General features: G+C 59.2%; 14 protein-coding genes and 1 tRNA gene. 10 read left to right on the top strand and 5 right to left on the bottom strand.

All coding sequences use genetic code 11. The features are described from left to right. Window positions 1-126 precede the first annotated feature (126 nt). The 3 genes from AC07S6_RS05620 to AC07S6_RS05610 all read left to right on the top strand — a co-directional run bounded on the left by AC07S6_RS05620 (window position 127) and on the right by AC07S6_RS05610 (window position 4,931). Entirely contained in the window at window positions 127-753 is a 627-nt protein-coding gene (locus AC07S6_RS05620; RefSeq protein ID WP_034127079.1) for a response regulator transcription factor, read from the top strand. 6 nt (window positions 754-759) lie between these two features. Next, a complete protein-coding gene (locus AC07S6_RS05615) occupies window positions 760-4,374 on the top strand; it encodes a transporter substrate-binding domain-containing protein (RefSeq protein WP_495111892.1) in 3,615 nt (1,204 codons plus the stop codon). 134 nt (window positions 4,375-4,508) lie between these two features. Next, on the top strand, window positions 4,509-4,931 hold the full coding sequence (locus AC07S6_RS05610) for a chemotaxis protein CheY (RefSeq protein ID WP_490614402.1): 423 nt from the start codon (window positions 4,509-4,511) through the stop codon (window positions 4,929-4,931). 124 nt (window positions 4,932-5,055) lie between these two features. Here AC07S6_RS05610 and AC07S6_RS05605 read toward each other — a convergent pair whose 3' ends face one another. After that, the gene (locus AC07S6_RS05605) at window positions 5,056-6,135 is read right to left on the bottom strand and encodes a 3-deoxy-7-phosphoheptulonate synthase (protein ID WP_495111891.1); all 1,080 of its coding nucleotides are present in this window, start codon (window positions 6,133-6,135) and stop codon (window positions 5,056-5,058) included. A gap of 828 nt (window positions 6,136-6,963) precedes the next feature. On the opposite strand from AC07S6_RS05605, the gene AC07S6_RS05600 reads away from it, so the two are divergent. Next, window positions 6,964-7,713: a carbon-nitrogen hydrolase family protein gene (locus AC07S6_RS05600; RefSeq protein WP_495111890.1), complete on the top strand. Its 750-nt coding sequence runs from the start codon at window positions 6,964-6,966 to the stop codon at window positions 7,711-7,713. After that, a complete protein-coding gene (locus AC07S6_RS05595; RefSeq protein ID WP_495111889.1) occupies window positions 7,714-8,160 on the top strand; it encodes a GNAT family N-acetyltransferase in 447 nt (148 codons plus the stop codon). Window positions 8,161-8,195: 35 nt separating this feature from the next. Here the strand turns inward: AC07S6_RS05595 and AC07S6_RS05590 are convergent, their stop codons facing one another. Beyond that, window positions 8,196-8,435 carry a DNA-binding protein gene (locus tag AC07S6_RS05590; RefSeq protein WP_072435648.1) on the bottom strand — a complete coding sequence of 80 codons (240 nt, stop codon included), beginning with the start codon at window positions 8,433-8,435 and terminating at the stop codon, window positions 8,196-8,198. Window positions 8,436-8,517: 82 nt separating this feature from the next. Here AC07S6_RS05590 and AC07S6_RS05585 point away from each other — a divergent pair, with 82 nt between their 5' ends. From AC07S6_RS05585 to AC07S6_RS05565, 5 genes are all read left to right on the top strand, one after another. Next, complete coding sequence (locus AC07S6_RS05585; protein ID WP_003190384.1) at window positions 8,518-8,883, top strand: helix-turn-helix domain-containing protein; 366 nt, start codon at window positions 8,518-8,520, stop codon at window positions 8,881-8,883. Between the two features lie 151 nt (window positions 8,884-9,034). Next, the gene (gacA, locus tag AC07S6_RS05580; RefSeq protein ID WP_003190387.1) at window positions 9,035-9,676 is read left to right on the top strand and encodes a response regulator transcription factor GacA; all 642 of its coding nucleotides are present in this window, start codon (window positions 9,035-9,037) and stop codon (window positions 9,674-9,676) included. Between the two features lies 1 nt (window position 9,677). Further along, entirely contained in the window at window positions 9,678-11,501 is a 1,824-nt protein-coding gene (uvrC, locus tag AC07S6_RS05575; protein ID WP_019821446.1) for an excinuclease ABC subunit UvrC, read from the top strand. Window positions 11,502-11,533: 32 nt separating this feature from the next. Continuing rightward, entirely contained in the window at window positions 11,534-12,094 is a 561-nt protein-coding gene (gene pgsA / locus AC07S6_RS05570; protein ID WP_044273195.1) for a CDP-diacylglycerol--glycerol-3-phosphate 3-phosphatidyltransferase, read from the top strand. 60 nt (window positions 12,095-12,154) lie between these two features. Further along, a tRNA-Gly gene (locus AC07S6_RS05565) sits at window positions 12,155-12,230 on the top strand. A gap of 210 nt (window positions 12,231-12,440) precedes the next feature. Here AC07S6_RS05565 and yecR read toward each other — a convergent pair. From yecR to AC07S6_RS05550, 3 genes are all read right to left on the bottom strand, one after another. Beyond that, entirely contained in the window at window positions 12,441-12,743 is a 303-nt protein-coding gene (yecR, locus tag AC07S6_RS05560; RefSeq protein ID WP_495111888.1) for a YecR family lipoprotein, read from the bottom strand. A gap of 72 nt (window positions 12,744-12,815) precedes the next feature. Beyond that, window positions 12,816-13,232, bottom strand: a complete 417-nt coding sequence (locus AC07S6_RS05555; RefSeq protein ID WP_020303194.1) for a hypothetical protein — start codon at window positions 13,230-13,232, stop codon at window positions 12,816-12,818. A 42-nt stretch (window positions 13,233-13,274) separates the two neighbouring features. Then, window positions 13,275-13,883 (bottom strand): hypothetical protein, encoded by a 609-nt coding sequence (locus tag AC07S6_RS05550; RefSeq protein WP_495111887.1) that lies wholly within the window; start codon window positions 13,881-13,883, stop codon window positions 13,275-13,277. Between the last annotated feature and the right edge of the window lie 240 nt (window positions 13,884-14,123).

Raw genomic sequence — 14,123 nt, 5'->3', positions numbered from 1 at the left:
AAGAGGCCAGACACTGCTTGGTTACCGCTCCAAGGAAGCAGTGCCGCTTGTCGGAACTGTCATTTCTCACAGGTACCCAGGTCCGGCGTGATGTGTAAGGGTATTTTGTCCACATAAGGAAGTTTTATGAGCAAAGCATTAATTGTGGATGACCATCCGTTTATCCGGGCAACGGTCAAACACCTCCTGCAATTGGAGGGGTTTGATGAGATTTTTCAGGCGGGGGATGGCGCTGACGCCATGCAGTTGGCGAGGGAGCAACGTCCCGAGCTGATTATCCTCGACCTGGCGATGCCTAAATTAGGCGGGTTGGAGGTTATCAGCCGCATCAAGGCGTTGGGCTTGCCATGCAAGATTCTGGTGCTGACCTCCTACCTGGCGGTATTTTTTTCTACCCGTTGCATGCGTTCCGGTGCGATGGGGTTCGTCGCCAAGACCGGTGAGCTGGATGAGCTGCAAAAGGCCATCAAAGCGATCATGTCGGGCTACAGCTGCTTCCCCAGTTTGCCGACCAGTTCGGTGCGCCGCGATGATCTGCAAGAAACGGAACGGCAGATGATCGAGTGCTTATCGGACCGTGAGTTAACCGTGTTGCAAATGTTGGCCCTGGGGCTGGGCAACAAGGAAATTGCCGAACAAATGCTGCTCAGCCACAAGACCATCAGCACTTACAAGACTCGACTCAAGGAGAAGTTACGCATGTCTTCGGTAGTGCACTTATCCAAGTTTGCCCAGCGCAACCATCTGATCTGAATTGAGATGATCACCACCGCGTTTATAAGGTTCACCACGATCTTCTGGATGAGCCTGTTACCTCAGATCGCGGTGGCCCTGGATGAGCCCCATGCTTTGCGGCTGTTGGGGCACTCACGTATTGACACCCCGCAAGTAGCACTGGACGAGTCTGATTGGCGCTGGCTGCGCGAGCGGCGCACATTACGGATGGGGGTTTCTGCTCCCGATTACGCGCCTTTTGACTTGACCAATAACAACGACGAGCTCGAAGGTATCACCGCCGATTTTGCCGCACTGGTGGGTCAGGCCCTGCATATCTCCATAGAGGTACGGCGTTACGATACCCGCGATGAAGTGATCGAAGCCTTGAAGCAGGGGGGCGTGGATTTTCTCGGTTCCGCCAATGGCTACGAAGCGGCCGACCCGCAACTGCTTTTGTCTCGCTCCTATGCCAACGATCAACCGACCCTGGTGACCCGCAGCGGTGACAGCCAGGTATTGAAAGACGACTTGGCGGGCAAGCGCGTAGCGATGCTGTATCACTATATGCAGCCCGACGCCGTTCGGGCGTTTTATCCCCAGGCCCAATTGGAGTTGTTTGCCTCGACTTTCGAAGCCATTGGTGCCGTAGCGTTTGGTCGCGCCGACGTCTATCTGGGGGATGCTATCAGCAGCAACTACCTGATCAATCGCAATCACCTCAACAATGTACGTATGGCGGATTTTTCCGGCTTGGAAGTCAACCCGTTTGCGTTTGCCGTCGCCCGCGAAAATACACGTTTACTGCCCATTCTCAATGCCGCGCTGGAGGCGATTCCCGCCAGCGAGCAGATGGAAATCCTGCGCCGCTGGAGCGGAGGTAACCTGGGGATAATCGGCGTTGACCGGTTGCATTTGAGTGCCAGCGAACAACGCTGGGTGCAAAAGAATCCAAGGGTCAGAGTCGCGGTACTCAACGACTTTCTACCGTTATCTTTTATTGGTGATCAAGGCCAGTTCGAAGGGTTGAGTGCCGAGGTACTATCGCGTATCAGCTTGCGTACCGGCTTGAAGTTCGATGTGGTCCCGGGCGGCTCATTGCCGCGCCAGATCAATATCGTAAGTGCGGGTACGGCGGACATGCTGGCGGTCGTCACGCCTAGCGCGGAGCGTGCTGAAAAAGTGCGTTTTACCCGTCCCTACCTGACCAATCCCTTTGTGCTGGTAACCCGTAACGGTCCCCACAGCCCGCTCACGCTGGAGGACATGGTCGGCAAACGCCTGGCCATGGTGGTTGGCAATGGGCTACACGATGAGATAGCGCAGAATTTTCCAGGCGTGATGTTTGTCGACGTGGAGAACCCCCAGCAAGCCATGGCGCTGGTGGCCAAGGGTGACGCCGATGGCGCGGTCAACTCATTGATCAGCGCCCGCTATCTGATCAACCGGTATTACCGCGACCGCTTGCGTGTCACCAGTACGGTCGGCACTGAGCCTGCACGCGTGACCTTTGGGGTCAACCGCAGTCAATTGGAGTTGTATTCGATCCTCGACAAGGCACTGCTGAGCATCGCCCCGCAGGAAATGGACGAGTTGATTGGCCAGTGGCGCAGCGAGGTCATCATCGAGGACAGTTACTGGTTGCGCTATCGCAACGTGATTCTTCAGGGCTTTGGGTTGGCGGCGCTGTTGTTGGCCGTCACGCTGGGCTGGGCCATTTACCTGCGCAGCCTGATTCGCAAGCGCCTGCAGGCCGAGCGGGCGCTGAGCGATCAGATGCGGTTCATGAGCGTATTGATTGACGGCACGCCGCACCCGATTTACGTGCGTGATCGCCAAGGGAGGTTGATGGCCTGCAATAACGCCTACCTCGACGTGTTTGGCTACAAGCTTGAAGACGTGATCGGCAGGACCGTGGTGGAAACCGACGTCGAAAACCCGCCACAGGCCCAGTCGTTTCATGAGGATTACCTGCGCTTGATGGCTGGGGGCGAGCCGCAGATTCATGATCGAATCCTCAAGGTGCCCAATGGCGATGTGCTGACCATTTACCAGTGGATGCTGCCGTACCGCGACGGCGACGACAAGGTGGTGGGCATGATTGCCGGTTGGGTCGACGTGAGCGAGCGGCACCGCCTGCTCGGCCAGCTACAGGAAGCCAAGGACGATGCCGACGCCGCCAATCGCGCCAAGACGACCTTTCTGGCGACCATGAGCCACGAGATCCGCACGCCGATGAACGCCGTGATCGGCATGATCGAACTGGCCTTGAAAAATGCCGAACAGGGGCGGGTCGACCGCGATGCTCTGGAGGTGGCCTCGGTGGCTTCGCGGGGTATGCTGGAGCTGATCGGCGATATTCTCGATATCGCGCGGATCGAGTCCGGGCACTTGTCGCTGACCCTGGAGCCCGCCAACCTGCATGAGCTGTTGGCGTCGGTCGCACGCGTGTTCGAGGGGCTGGCCCGAGCCAAGGGGTTGGCGCTGCAGGTTGAATTGGACCCGCTGATTGACCAGGCGGTGCTGGTCGACCCGCTGCGATTCAAGCAGGTGGTCTCCAATCTGCTGAGCAATGCCATCAAGTTCACTTCCCATGGGCAGGTCAGTTTGGTCGCGCAGGCGGTGGTCGAGGACGATCGCTTGGCCGTGCAGTTATGGGTGCAAGACACCGGTATCGGAATCAGCGTCGCCGACCAGCAGCGGTTGTTCAGTGTGTTCATCCAGGGCAGCAATAACCAGCAATCGGCACGCAGCGGGTCTGGGCTGGGGTTGGTGATCAGTCGCAGCCTGTGCGAAATGATGGGCGGCCAATTGCACTTGAGTAGTGTGTTGGGGCACGGCACTCGGGTGGACGTGACGTTGACCCTGGCCATGACCGCCACGCTGCCGGCCCCGATTGAGCCTGTGCAAGAAGCGGCGCCTGAGGGGCGCACGCTGAGCATTCTGGTGGTGGACGACTACCCGGCCAACCGCTTGCTGCTGGCCCGACAGTTGAGCTTTCTGGGCCACCGTATCATCACGGCCGAAGACGGTGTCCAAGGGCTTGAACAGTGGCGAACGGGGCAGTTCGACGGCGTCATTACCGATTGCAACATGCCGTTCAAGAACGGCTATCAGCTGGCCCAGGAGATTCGCGCACAGGAGCGTGAGCGGGGTCTGGAGCCCTGCCTGTTACTCGGTTTCACCGCCAACGCCCAGCCGGAGGAAGCCGAGCGCTGTCGGCAGGCTGGCATGGATGGCTGCCTGTTCAAGCCCACCGGGCTGGACGACTTGCGGGCGGCATTGGTGTCGCGTTCAGTTGGCACGAGCCCGCGACCCTTGGCTACCTTCAACTTGAGCACCCTGGTTGCGCTGACCGGGGATGATCATGCCGCGCTTGTCGAATTGCTGGCGCCGTTACTCGAAAGCCTGGAGGCGGATCGTGCCTTGCTGCCACGGCTGGCAAGCCAGGCAGACTTTGCCAAGTTGCACGACCTGGCTCATCGTGCCAAGGGAGGCGCGCGGATGGTCAAGGCCAACCCGTTGATCAGTTTATGTGAGGCACTGGAGGCGGCGTGTGAACAGCGGGACCGTCAGGCATTGGGGCCAGCGGTTGCAAGCGTGGGTGAAGCGATCGATGTTCTGCATCATGGCTTAAGCGCTTATTGCAATCAGCTCTGACTGTGGTTGATCGCCTTTCGGAGGATTTGGGAAAGTTCTTACATGAAGGGGGAATATGCCTGATTTTTTCGTCGGCATATGTCTGGAAAATGGGCGACGCTCACTGTCGAGCACTGCCTGCCCAGGGGTTTGCCATGCCGAACAAAGCATTGACCATCCTGATTGCCGATGAACAGCATCTGCAACGCCTGTACATCGAGAAAATGCTCAACCAGTTGGGCTATTACCGGATCGTGCCGGTGCAAACGTTCGAGGAGTTACGGATTCTCACCTCTATTCCTGCCGACCCCTTCGATGTGCTGATTATCAATGCGGCGCTGATGGCCCAGGCTTACGAAGCTCAGCCTCAGGTGCGTCATGTGCTGGTCTACGATCACCTGGATCTGGGTGCGCCTTGCGGTGTAACGCCGGTAATACGGGTGCGCCTGCCGGGCGTGCCGGACAACGTCAATCTTGAACATTTCATGGGCATCGTCGACCCCTCGGAGGTCTTCCACGGCCTGCGAGTGTTGCCGTGGCTGCGGGAGTTATCCCGCATGCCGGTGGCCAGGGCCTAGCCGCGTCCCTTAGGGAGCTTGCCCCCGCTGGGGCGCGAAGCGGACCCGCTTTTTGTCTAAAATGACGGGGCCTGCACCCCGTCCAGCGAGAGCAAGCTCCTTCCCGGATTTTAGTTTTCACCGATCAGTCGGCTTTGCGGTGTTCCCGCAACCGCTCGGCGGCACTGCGTAACAACTGCTCGGTCCCGTTCCAACCCAGGCAACCATCGGTCACCGAAACGCCGTATTTCATCGACGCGCTCAGCGGCTGGCAGCCTTCGAACAGGTGACTTTCAAGCATCATGCCGACCAGCGAGGTATCACCTTGCAAACGCTGCTCCAGCACGTCATTGAATACCGCCGGTTGGCGCAGCGGGTTCTTGCCGCTGTTGGCATGGCTGCAATCGACCATGATTCGTGGCGCTACTTTGGACTTGGCTAGGTCATGCTTTACGTCGGCCACGCTTTGCGCATCGTAGTTGGGCCCACGATGGCCGCCGCGCAGCACCAAATGAGTGTCGGGGTTGCCGGGCGTCTGGATGATCGCCGGGTGGCCCTGGCTGTCGACGCCGAAATGACGATGCGGGTGAGAGGCTGAGCGCATTGCATCGCAGGCAATGGCGACGCCACCGTCGGTGCCGTTCTTGAAGCCCACGGGCATGCCCAGGCCGCTGGCCATTTCGCGGTGAATCTGCGATTCGGTAGTGCGTGCGCCAATGGCGACCCACGTGAGCAGGTCATCGAAGTAGCCGGCGGCCATGGGTTGCAGCAACTCGGTGGCCACCGGCAGGCCCAGGCGCAGCATTTCACGCATCAGTTCGCGGGACAGGGTCAGGCCGGCGGCCATGTCATCGCTGCCGTCCAAGTGCGGATCGTAGGCCAAGCCTTTCCAACCCACAGTGGTGCGCGGTTTCTCGACGTAGGCACGGATCACCAGCAGCATCTGATCGCTGACTTCAAGCGCGAGCTTCTTCAGGTTGCGCGCGTATTCCATGGCCGATTCCGGGTCGTGGATCGAGCACGGGCCGGCAATCACCAGCAAGCGTGAATCTTCGCCATTGAGGATGGCGCGCACGGCTTGGCGATGGGCGTGGACTTGTTCGTTGAGGAACGGGCTGAGCGGGAGTTGGTGCTTGAGCTCAAGAGCGCTGGGCAAACGCTGGGTCAGGGCTTCATTGGCGCTGTTGAGGGCAGAGACGGGCAAAGCGGCGACGGAGGAGTTCATATTCAAGGCTTCCTGGGCAAGCGGCGGGCGATTCCCGCACGCTTGGCCTACTGGGGTGTTCGACAATTGGCCGTATCGGCTACGTGTGTTGGCTTGCCACCACGGGGTGACCGGTCGGAGGCGGCAGGCTGTCCCGAACGGAGCTGGCTAAATCGCCATGCAGTGCAAGTGTCGTAGCGGTAATAGGTGGCGTAGTTCATGGTGTGATTCCTTTAAGTGAGCGTGATAAACAAATTGTCAGGCGCTGAAAAAACAAAACCCCCGGTCGGGGAGCCGACCGGGGGTTTAGATTTCTCTGGTAGGCGACCCCTTGAGTAGTGGGCGCCGATTTCAGGTATCAGGCGCGCCAGTGGCTAAACCAATACCCAAAATAAAAGCCGGCCATTGCGCTCGAACCGTTCACACGGGTAGCCGACACCGAGCGCAAGGCGCTGGAAGCAGGGCAAACCTGAGTGTGGGTGAGTGGCAACATGGGGCTCTCCAAATGATGGGGGGAGCTTACTAGAGGCGTGCGGGTGGGTTCAATCAGTAATTTCTATTGCGTGGCAGTACTTACCGCTATGGGCATAGGTATCTACACAACTTTGCTGCGACGCTGGACCTGTGGCGAGGGAGCTTGCTCCCGTGACGGCCTGACAGCCGGCGCTGACCTGGCTGAGGCACCGCGATCCAAATGTGGGAGCTGGCTTGCCTGCGAAGACGGCCTGACAGTCAACACAGTTGGACCGTGTACATATCCATTCCTGCGGTAACGGCGATACCTATGCCGCTATGGGGTAAGTGTGGATATGCTGACGGCTCTCAAACAATGATTGCCAGGACGCGACCATGACTGCCTTGACCCTTGCTGCGGCGCAAACCGTTTCCATCCCGGGCGATGTCGCTGCCAATATCCAGCGGCACCTGGCGTTGATGCGGGCCGCGGCTGAACAGGGTGTGCAATGCCTGGTGTTTCCAGAACTGTCACTGACAGGCTACGAGCCGTTCCTGGCGGCCGACTTGGCCATCGACCCGCAAGACGCCGTGTTGACGCAGTTGCGTGAGTTGGCGCGGGAGCTGCGGTTGACGGCTGTGGTGGGCATGCCGGTGCGTCTGGCGCCACAAACAGGTGTGCTGATCGGCGCGCTGGTGCTTGGGGCGGACGGTTCAGTAGGCGTCTACACCAAGCAGCATCTGCACCCCGGCGAAGAGCTGGCATTTGCCGCGGGGCAGGGCGGTGAAGCCCTGGAATTGGCCGAGGAGCGTATCGCATTGGCGGTGTGTGCGGACTTTTCCCAGGCCAGCCATCCACGTCAAGCGGCGGCAGCGAGCGCCACGGTGTATGCCGCCGGCGTACTGATCAGCGAGGGAGGCTACGCGGCGGACAGTGCTTTGCTTGAAGGCTATGCGGCCGAGCATGGCCTGTTGGTACTGATGGCTAACCACGGTGGCCCATCTGGAGGCTGGGCTTGTGCCGGTCGCAGTGCGATCTGGACCGCCGATGGCAACTTGCTTGTTGCCGCCCCCGGTGTCGGCGACGCGTTGGTGATCGCCCGTCGCGACGGCGGGCAGTGGACCGGCCAAGTGGTCGCCCTCTGAATGAGGTTTCATTTGCGCCGGGCCATCGAGCAGGACCTGCCGTTTGCCCGCACCCTGACCCAGCAGGCCATGAGCCATTACTACCGTCAGAACGGCTTGTTGTGGTCCAACGACGGCTTCGACGTGGCCTGGGCGCGCCGCGAGAACTGGCTGATCTGCAACGATGACGTCGTCATGGGCTTTATCAGCCTGAGCCGCGATGGCAAGGCCTTGTATATCCGCGAGCTGCACCTGCTGGAATGCTGGCGCAAGCAGGGCGCGGGCACATGGGTGCTGGAGCAAATGGCGCTCAAGGCACGCGTCGAAGGCCTGGGCTTTCTACGTTTGACGGTGTTCAAGACCAACCCGGCAAGAAGGCTGTATCAGCGCTTGGGGTTGAGCATTGTCGGTGAAGAGGATGGCTTCTGGCGGATGGAGCGTGAGTGTCGCGCACTCACATCGGACTAAAACATGCACGTCCTACAAATAGGCGCATACTGCTGTCAGTTAGTGCTTTGTTCGTCGTGGGATTGAGCGCTTGGCTCATCCACGATAACGCCCTCTTTCATGCCCAGAAGTACCGCCACTTTATGGGCTTCTCCACGCCGTCCCTTTTTGCGCCCGGAGAGCACTTGATACGTGGTTGCCGGGTCTACGCCATGCTCCCGGGCGAACGCTTGAACTGACTTTCCTTGATGTTCCAGCCAGGCCTTGGCTTGTGCAGCAGTACGGATTCCGGGCATAGTTCAAAACCGTTCAAGTTTGTTTAACGAAGTGATGGTGTGACACCTCTTGGGGTGTGCCAATTTAGGATCATACATCCAAATGAGTGGAATCGGTTCGCGCTTAAGGCAAGAAAGAGAGCGACTTGGCCTGTCGCAGAAAGTTTTTGGAGAAATTGGAGGCGTTGAAGCGAACGCCCAAGGCAAATATGAAAGCGGTGGTCGTGCACCCAAGGCCGACTATTTGTCTCGCGTCGCCGAAAAAGGTGTGGATATCCTGTACGTGTTGACCGGCAGCCCAACGCCGATCCAGCTGGATAACCTGAGCAAGATCGAAGAGAAAGTGCTGGGCAATTACCGAGCGATGTTCAAGGAAGACCAGGACGCAATCCGTCGCTTGACCAGTACCTTGGCTGAGCATTCATCCGTGGTGAACGGAAAAGCCAAGTCGCCCCCCCAGGAATCCTGACCTTTAGCCCAGGAAACAGGGCTGTTCGCCAGCCGGCGAACAGCCGCAGCACGTTTAATCTCTATATATATGACACTTGCAACTAGGTCTGCGCCTTGGTTTTTTGCTAAGGTGTTCAGCAACCTATAAGACCATATCGCGAGGTGTCTGCTTGATTAGGGTGCTAGTAGTCGATGACCATGATCTCGTTCGTACAGGCATTACACGAATGCTGGCTGACATCGACGGCCTGCAAGTAGTCGGCCAGGCGGAGTCGGGGGAGGAATCCCTGATCAAGGCCCGGGAGTTGAAGCCCGATGTGGTACTGATGGACGTCAAGATGCCTGGGATTGGCGGTCTTGGTGCCACGACCAAGTTATTGCGCAGCCATCCGGACATCAAGGTCGTGGTGGTCACGGTGTGCGAGGAAGACCCGTTTCCCACCCGTTTGCTGCAAGCCGGTGCCGCCGGCTACCTCACCAAGGGCGCGGGCCTGGCCGAGATGGTGCAAGCCATTCGCCTGGTATTTGCCGGCCAGCGTTACATCAGCCCGCAGATTGCCCAGCAATTGGCGATCAAGTCGTTCCAGCCCACCAGCGATTCGCCATTTGATGCGCTGTCGGAGCGGGAAATCCAGATCGCCCTGATGATCGTCGGTTGCCAGAAGGTGCAGACCATCTCTGACAAGCTGTGCCTGTCGCCCAAGACCGTCAATACCTACCGTTATCGTATCTTCGAGAAGCTTGCCATCAGCAGTGATGTTGAATTGACCCTGCTCGCAGTGCGCCACGGCATGGTGGATGCCAGCGCCTGACATGACCACACCGTTTGATCCGAGTGCCTTTCTCTCCACCTGCAGTGGCCGCCCCGGCGTGTACCGCATGTTCGACAGCGAGGCGCGCCTGCTTTACGTGGGCAAAGCCAAGAACCTGAAGAACCGTCTGGCGAGCTACTTTCGCAAGACCGGCCTTGCGCCGAAAACCGCCGCCCTGGTGGCGCGTATCGCCCAGGTCGAAACCACCATCACCGCCAATGAAACCGAGGCGCTGCTGCTTGAGCAGACGCTGATCAAGGAATGGCGGCCGCCTTACAACATCCTGCTGCGTGATGATAAATCCTACCCTTACGTGTTTTTATCGGATGGCAACTTTCCGCGCCTGAGCATTCACCGCGGGGCAAAAAAGCAGAAGGGCAAGTACTTCGGGCCTTACCCTAGCGCCGGGGCGATTCGTGAAAGCCTGAGCCTGCTGCAAAAAACCTTTTTTGTGCGACAGTGCGAAGACAGCTTCTACAAGAACCGCACACGGCCGTGCCTGCAATACCAGATCAAGCGCTGCAAGGCGCCCTGCGTGGGCCTGGTGGAACCTTCGGAGTACGCCGAGGATGTGCGCCATTCGGTGATGTTCCTCGAAGGGCGCAGCAACGCCCTCACCGATGAGCTGTCCGGAGCCATGGAGCAGGCCGCCAGCACCCTCGATTTCGAAAAGGCTGCCGAACTGCGCGACCAGATCTCCCTGCTGCGCCGTGTCCAGGACCAGCAAAGCATGGAAGGCGGCACCGGTGACGTCGACGTGATCGCCGCGTTCGTCAACCCGGGCGGCGCCTGTGTGCACCTGATCAGCGTACGAGGCGGGCGGGTATTAGGCAGCAAGAACTTCTTCCCGCAGACCGGTATCGACGAAGACGTGGCAGAGGTCATGGCCGCATTCCTTGGCCAATACTACGTCAGCAGCCCTGAGCGCGACCTGCCGTCTGAACTGATCGTCAACGTCGTGCATGAAGACTTTCCCACCTTGATCGAGGCCATCCACGAGCTGCGCGGCCGCGAGCTGGACATCAGCCACCGCGTACGCGGCACCCGTGCTCGCTGGCAGCAACTGGCCGTCACCAACGCTGAACAGGCCCTGGGTGCACGCCTGGCCAATCGACAGCACGTTGCCGCACGCTTCGACGCCCTGGCCGAGGTCCTCAACCTGGACGAGCCGCCCCAGCGCCTGGAGTGCTACGACATCAGCCACTCCAGCGGTGAGGCCACCGTGGCCTCCTGCGTGGTATTCGGGCCGGAAGGGCCGATCAAGGCCGACTACCGGCGCTACAACATCGAAGGCGTTACCGCAGGCGATGACTACGCCGCCATGCACCAGGCGCTCACGCGGCGATTCAGCAAGTTGAAGGACGGGGAGGGCAAGTTGCCCGATATCCTGCTGGTAGACGGGGGCAAGGGCCAGTTATCCATGGCCCGTGACGTGCTCAACGAACTGGCGGTGCCCGACCTGATCCTGCTCGGTGTGGCCAAGGGCACCACGCGCAAGGCCGGTTTCGAGACGTTGTACTTAAATGATGCCGCCCATGAATTCACCTTGAAGGGCGACTCACCCGCACTGCACCTGATTCAACAAATCCGCGACGAAGCCCACCGTTTCGCCATTACCGGCCACCGCGCCCGCCGTGGCAAAACCCGGCGAACTTCAACCCTGGAAGGGGTGGCAGGGGTTGGCCCGACGCGGCGTCGCGACTTGCTTAAACATTTTGGTGGCTTGCAGGAGCTCTCCCGTGCCAGCATTGACGAGATAGCCAAAGCACCCGGTATCAGTAAAAAGCTCGCTGAATTGATTTATGCCAATCTGCACAGCGAATAGAATGCCTTCTCACCTCGTAGCCAGTTGTGCCGATGAATATCCCTAATCTGATCACCGTACTACGCGTCCTGCTTATCCCGATTTTCATTCTGTTGTTCTATTTGCCATATGAATGGAGCTACGTCGCGTCCAGTTCGGTATTTGCCTTCGCAGCCGCCACCGACTGGCTCGACGGCTACCTGGCCCGCCGCCTGGAGCAGAGCACGCCCTTCGGCGCGTTCCTCGACCCCGTGGCCGACAAACTCATGGTGGCCGTCGCCCTGGTGCTGCTGGTGCAGGAACACGGCAACCTGTGGCTGACCCTGCCGGCCGCCGTCATCATCGGCCGCGAGATCGTCGTGTCGGCCCTGCGCGAATGGATGGCCGAAATCGGCGCCCGCGCCCACGTGGCCGTCTCCAACATGGGCAAATGGAAAACCGCCGCGCAAATGCTCGCGCTGGTGATCCTGCTGGCCAACCCGTCGGACTTCACCTTCTGGGTGCTCACCGGTTACGCCTTGCTGCTCATCGCTGCCGGCCTGACCCTGTGGTCCATGCTGCAATACCTGCGTGCTGCCTGGCCCCATCTGCGAACCACCGTTGAAAAGAAATAAAACTTTTTTGAATCAAGGGGTTGACGGGGGCTGAGGATTCTATAGAATGCGCATCACCAAGCGGGAATAGCTCAGTTGGTAGAGCACGACCTTGCCAAGGTCGGGGTCGCGAGTTCGAGTCTCGTTTCCCGCTCCAAGCATTAATGAAAAAGCCACTCTAACGAGTGGCTTTTTTTTGCCTGTGATTTACGGAATAGACGCTCAGGCGTCTTTTTTGTTTGTGCGCACAACCGTAGGGGACGCGCTCAAGTTCGTATTGTTACTAGATCCGCTCAGTTCGCCTGGGTCGCCAGGCGAACTACTGTTCGCTCAACTTCCCGACGCGCCGCGACGCTTGGGGAGGGCGTCACTTCTGGCACCGATAATCCTGAGTCACGGTGATTTCCAGGCAGTGGAATTGCCCCATCGCGCGACACACGGATTTTTGTGCGCCTGCGCGCTCAGCGCGCGCGTAGTTCCAAAATTGGCAGCGCCCCGTGGCAATCGCCAACCCTTGGGACTCCCGGATTTGGCCGTACTCAAACGGCGTATGGACGTAGGAGAGTTGCATAAGCCCGTCGGACGGGTTGCCGCCGGTGGCCTCCCAATATTTCGGCGTTGCGCAGCCTGCAATGAGCGGTAGGGCGATGGCGACGATGACGGATTTCATTGTCGAGGACTATCCTTCATGGAAATGGCATTTGTCAGGCGTCTTTTTTAGCCCGCCTCAGCGTAGGTCGCCTTAAGGCGGCCCAAACTTGACCGACTGGCAGCCACTGGACAGCAGCAATTCGCCTTCATCGGCCTCAAACCCAACGACCTTCCTGTCCTGATCGACGGTGATGGAAAGGATGCAGCGATTCGGGTTGTTGACGGTTGCCCAATAGTTGGTGTGCACCATCACGTTGCCTTGCCTTTCCGCGCTTTGTGCCACCACCTCATTGCTGTTGTAAGACGTGTCGCGGTACCACTGCATCACCACATGCTGGTCGTCCGCGGTGCGATCCATTTTTTGGGGTGGACCAAAGAAATTGATGGCGTCCTGCGCCGGGCGGCCTTTCCATTGGCTGCGCGCGTACATTTCCGGGACGGTGTCAAAACTGACGCAGCCGGTCTGCAGCAGCGCGAGGGCCAAGGCCAATGCACCTGTGTATTTCATGTCGATCACTCATTATTCAAGCGTGCCGGTTGGCGCCGGAGGTCATTTTTTCTCAGGTGCGCCCAAGAGGAAGTTGAGGTCGCGCATCACGTCCTCGGTGCTGCTCTTCTTGGACTCAATGCGGATCGGCTGATTACCCGGCAACTGATTGAAGAGGCCTTGCTGCGTGATCGCTACCAGTTGTGCGTTGTCGATGGAGCCAACGCCCATTGGCATCATGGCGTTGGACTTGCGTTTGCCTGGTGCGCAGGCGAAGTCATAGCCACGCTCCAGCCAGCTCTTGGGCACCGGCACCCAGCGTTTAGGCGCCGGCAGCACCGTGGTGGCCCCGGCGCGCAGGTAGGCGGTGGCAGAGTTCACCCTGAGCTGTCGCTCCGGGCATTGCAGCTCCAGCGCGTAGCTCACGTAGTTCGGGCTGTTGGGGCTTTCAAACACCTGCACGACTGTCAGCATTGTGTTTTGCGGGTGTTGTTGTGCGGCTTTTACCGACTGTGCATCGGCGAAGAACAGGTCTCTGTTGGGCGTGTCGCCGGTGCCAAAGATCATCCACCAGTCGGTGGCCAGCGCGGGGGCTGCGCATAATGAGAAGAGCGCGAAAGTCGAGCCGGCGAGCAGGCGCTTTCGCAAGCCAATGGTGGTTTTGTTATTCATGGTCAATCGACTCCTGTCGTGCACGCGGGGAGGGCTAGAGCTCAACGAAATGAGCGAGCGGGCACATCCTAGGCAGCGTCGCCCGTGCCATTCAATAATGTGGGCGCAATCAGGACGCGTCCTGCGAACCCATACGCTGGGTCTGTAGGAGGTGTCTTTCAATAGCGTTGTGCGTGACTTATCCAAGCATTGAAAACGCCCCAGAAATTGAATGGGTGTCTAAGTGTTGGGGGCGCCCTT

This window comes from Pseudomonas sp. GW821-FHT07B01, from assembly GCF_059419065.1.
The sequence above is the reverse complement of the archived record's forward strand: the minus strand, read 5'-3'. Positions and strand labels throughout refer to the sequence as shown.

Excerpts from the sequence above, each read along its gene's own strand:
- AC07S6_RS05620 (WP_034127079.1), top strand. The coding sequence starts at position 127 with ATGAGCAAAGCATTAATTGTGGATGACCATCCGTTTATCCGGGCAACG.
- AC07S6_RS05615 (WP_495111892.1), top strand. The coding sequence starts at position 760 with ATGATCACCACCGCGTTTATAAGGTTCACCACGATCTTCTGGATGAGC.
- AC07S6_RS05610 (WP_490614402.1), top strand. The coding sequence starts at position 4,509 with ATGCCGAACAAAGCATTGACCATCCTGATTGCCGATGAACAGCATCTG.
- AC07S6_RS05605 (WP_495111891.1), bottom strand. The coding sequence starts at position 6,135 with ATGAACTCCTCCGTCGCCGCTTTGCCCGTCTCTGCCCTCAACAGCGCC.
- AC07S6_RS05600 (WP_495111890.1), top strand. The coding sequence starts at position 6,964 with ATGACTGCCTTGACCCTTGCTGCGGCGCAAACCGTTTCCATCCCGGGC.
- AC07S6_RS05595 (WP_495111889.1), top strand. The coding sequence starts at position 7,714 with ATGAGGTTTCATTTGCGCCGGGCCATCGAGCAGGACCTGCCGTTTGCC.
- AC07S6_RS05590 (WP_072435648.1), bottom strand. The coding sequence starts at position 8,435 with ATGCCCGGAATCCGTACTGCTGCACAAGCCAAGGCCTGGCTGGAACAT.
- AC07S6_RS05585 (WP_003190384.1), top strand. The coding sequence starts at position 8,518 with ATGAGTGGAATCGGTTCGCGCTTAAGGCAAGAAAGAGAGCGACTTGGC.
- uvrC (WP_019821446.1), top strand. The coding sequence starts at position 9,678 with ATGACCACACCGTTTGATCCGAGTGCCTTTCTCTCCACCTGCAGTGGC.
- pgsA (WP_044273195.1), top strand. The coding sequence starts at position 11,534 with ATGAATATCCCTAATCTGATCACCGTACTACGCGTCCTGCTTATCCCG.
- yecR (WP_495111888.1), bottom strand. The coding sequence starts at position 12,743 with ATGAAATCCGTCATCGTCGCCATCGCCCTACCGCTCATTGCAGGCTGC.
- AC07S6_RS05555 (WP_020303194.1), bottom strand. The coding sequence starts at position 13,232 with ATGAAATACACAGGTGCATTGGCCTTGGCCCTCGCGCTGCTGCAGACC.
- AC07S6_RS05550 (WP_495111887.1), bottom strand. The coding sequence starts at position 13,883 with ATGAATAACAAAACCACCATTGGCTTGCGAAAGCGCCTGCTCGCCGGC.